Genomic DNA, 3,539 nt, shown 5'->3' on the forward strand with positions numbered 1-3,539 from the left:
ATGAAGCTGCGGTGCGGACTGGCCCTATGTGTTATGCTAGCAATGGCGATAGGGCGAATTCGGGAAAATCAGGCAGAGAAGATGCGGAGCCTGGTAGCTTAAAAAGGAGAAGAAAAGCATCTCTAATATGGGCAAAAAGTTACAGGCCGGATGATTAAGAAGTCATTTTAGGGCTAGTGGGATTAGTGCGCCCTTTTTTAGGATTTAAAAAAAGAGAGATACCATTATCCTTGCTAAAGAACTGAATGATAATGTTTAAAAAAATTATTTATAATATTTTTAGCAATTTTCATTCTGAAAAAGGGTACATCGCAAAAAGCATAAACTGCACTTTTCTTGACAAGTCCATAGTGACATTTTATCAAAATACTCTACAAGGTGACATTATCACAAGATAATCACAAAAATTGGCTGAAACAATTGAAAAAATGTGGATTTTGTGATATCCTTGCCTCGCATTATAGCTTATCCTTTATATTAGAGATTTGGGCAAGGACTACCCTTAATCTCTATTATAAAGGAGATTTTTATATTTCTCATCTAAAAAACGCATAATTCGCCCTATTTTGTGTTAAATCGAAATAATTCCCAGCTTGACAAATTCTAAAAAATTTTATGCAACGCTACTGGATTACGGAGGATTAATTTAGAAAATGAGGTTTAACAAAGTTTTTATGGCATTGTTTGTGAAATTCTAAATGTAAAAGCAAAGTACGTTAATATGATAAGCATGATTCCTAAAGCAGCTACAATCACCTTATTTTTTATTTTTTTCTGCCAAAAAGCAACCCCCAAGGCAATAATAAAACCTAATAAAAAGATTAATGTCAAAAACATATTTACATCATCACTCTCTAATTAAAATTTTAAACAAGGGAGATCCCTTACTGTTTCACAAAGAGATCCCCAATTTTTAAACAGATAACACTATCTAAAAACAAAACGGGTTAAGCCTGTACATCATGCTATGTCTAAATGGCATGACTGTGCCAATACATACTGTGCCCGATAAGCCTTGAGCAATTCTTAGTTCCATCGCAATAACGGGTACCTTCGCCAAATACTTCTGGCCAGCATTCTGCATAATTACCTAATGATATATCGCAATCACTACCTGGAAATCCAATATGTTCAGGAGTACTAGGGCCATAGTTAAACCAGCCGTTGTTATCAAGACAAGGGATATATGCCTGACCAGTAACACCGTCAGATTCCGGATGCATGTTATTCTTGAGTTCACTGTATGGGATGTTAATTACAATATCTTTTCGTTCTGTACCATCGAAGTTACCTAGTTTCTCTCTAGCAAGTTCTTTCTTCCCGTAAGTAACAATAATATTTGCATTACCAAAGGGGACTTTGGACAATACATAGTTGCCGTGTTCATTAGTTGTAGTTTCCAAGTTTCCTACTGCTACAGTTAATCCTTGAAGTTCTTTACTTACTAATATTTTCCCTTCAGAGATAATGTTAATAGTTACTTTACCTTGAACAATTCTTTCTTTCACATCAGCAGCATTTATAGAATCTACTGAGGTCGCTGCAAAAGCTACAGCGGAATAAGCGAAAAACAAAGCAACAACACTTAATGCAATTGATAACTTTTTAATAAGTTTAGCCATCATAAAAACCTCCCCAATATAATTTTCCGTAGCGGAATAGTTTTTTGCAAAAATTAACAGAATTGCTTAGTTTAATAATAAAGCAACCTCACCTGAAATCAAAGCCGTTGCTAAACTTGTTCCAGACATGGTATTATAATATTGCGATGTGGTGGTTTTGGATGAATTGCCAAGTGCTACAATTTTTAAACTTGGCGTTCCTCCAGAACCGCCTTTTTCTTTAGGTACGTAGGTCGTGTCTGCCAGGAGTGATGTAATATTTACTCCTGGAGCATACCTATCAGGTTTCGCAAAACCATCAATTGTCGGCCCTTGGCTACTAAAACCAGCAATAACATCGTCATTAGGATCAGGTGTCCCTTGGTCGTCTAGAGCACCAACAGTTATGATATTTGGATTAATGCTAGGAGTTCGGATAGTACCAGGATTAGGTCCATCATTACCCGCTGCGGCCACTACAATCATACCGGCTTCCCATGCTTTTTGTGCGGCCTGACTCAAAGGATCGGTCGTCCAAGATTCTGTAGCAATCGCACCCAAGGATAGATTGAGTACATCAATGGCGTAAGTATTTTTGTTTTTGACTACCCACTGAATCCCAGCTATAACATTCGAGACTTTACCAACACCGTATTGATTAAGCACCTTCACCCCAACAATGCTTGCTTCTGGAGCAACACCTTTGTACTGGCCATTGGACATGTAACCATTGCCTGCGATTATTCCAGCAACATGAGTACCATGACCAAAATCGTCATAAGGTAATTTTTTGCCATTGATGAAATCCTTGAAAGCAATAATCCTATTGTTAGGCTGGGATAAGTCTGGATGAGGGTATATACCTGAGTCAACAATAGCCACCACCCTTCCTTTTCCGGTGTTTCCAAGGGACCATTGCTCTGGAACGCCAAGAGTCTGGGTTGCTACATCTAATAGGGCTTCCACTGTAGAATCCAAGGAAATATGTCTTACTTCTTCTCTAGCAGCTATTTCTTGAATCTGCTTTGGAGTGATTTCGGCAGCAAAACCTTTCATCAACGGTAGTGACTTATTTACTTTGCCCCCTGATTTGGTAATTTCGGCTTCCAATTTGTTATGCAAATTATCCCTAGTTTGGATGATAACCGGGACGACTGTTTTTGTGCCGTTTTTTATTTCTTTCCTAACTGCAACCGAAACTTTATCGGATTGAGCAAAGACATGGTTATTGCCAAAGAATCAAATCACAGCAACTATACACCATAGTACTACTATGCACAGGACATTTGGCGATAAAAAAACTGGTCGCGAAAACGATGTTATCTTTTTATCCATATTTTCACCTCCTTTCCAAAAAAGGGTTGAGATACATTTTTATTTTATAGAAAAATATAGACTAATTCAACATAAAAATTCTGATATTTTTCGACACTATCTGATATGTCAATAACTTGTGAAAATGTCACCCCCTGCTAAGAACCTAACCTGGCTTTGGCAATTGTAGTTATTATGTTCGGTTAAGTCAAGGGTAAAGTGAACGGGCTTCGCCCGCCCTTGACTTAACCTCACTTCATAACTTTTGGCAAATCAAGCCCGGTTAAGGTTTCCTTAAAATTAGATCCAGGCAAAGCTAAGCATACTTTCGGAGAAATATCTCTTCAAGCATTTTTAAAATATCCCTGTCACTGTCTTCGTAGGTAAGTCTTTTAACCAGATTGTGTCCATACTTAAAGTAATGCGTATCTGGAGGTATATAGGGCTTCTCTCAGTAGCTTCAGTTTTTGGTTTTTGAGTCTTTTGCGGCTTAACATAGGGGAGCGTTTCAAATACAGTGTTTTTGTATTGCACTTTTACGCCAAAAACCGGACTTAATAGATAACCTTAAAATGCCTGTTATAAAAAGAAAATACACCCCCATTATCGATAGTTCTTTTTTGT

General features: G+C 37.6%; 2 protein-coding genes. Both read right to left on the bottom strand.

Going from position 1 to position 3,539, the window contains the following annotated elements; translation table 11 throughout:
• Positions 1-971: 971 nt before the first annotated feature.
• Positions 972-1,622 (bottom strand): hypothetical protein, encoded by a 651-nt coding sequence (locus B5D20_RS13385; protein ID WP_078666694.1) that lies wholly within the window; start codon positions 1,620-1,622, stop codon positions 972-974.
• Positions 1,623-1,688: 66 nt separating this feature from the next.
• A complete protein-coding gene (locus B5D20_RS13390) occupies positions 1,689-2,711 on the bottom strand; it encodes a S8 family serine peptidase (protein ID WP_143311883.1) in 1,023 nt (340 codons plus the stop codon).
• Positions 2,712-3,539 lie beyond the last annotated feature (828 nt).

Source organism: Carboxydocella sporoproducens DSM 16521 (assembly GCF_900167165.1).
Taxonomy (GTDB): domain Bacteria; phylum Bacillota.

Excerpts from the sequence above, each read along its gene's own strand:
- B5D20_RS13385 (WP_078666694.1), bottom strand. The coding sequence starts at position 1,622 with ATGGCTAAACTTATTAAAAAGTTATCAATTGCATTAAGTGTTGTTGCT.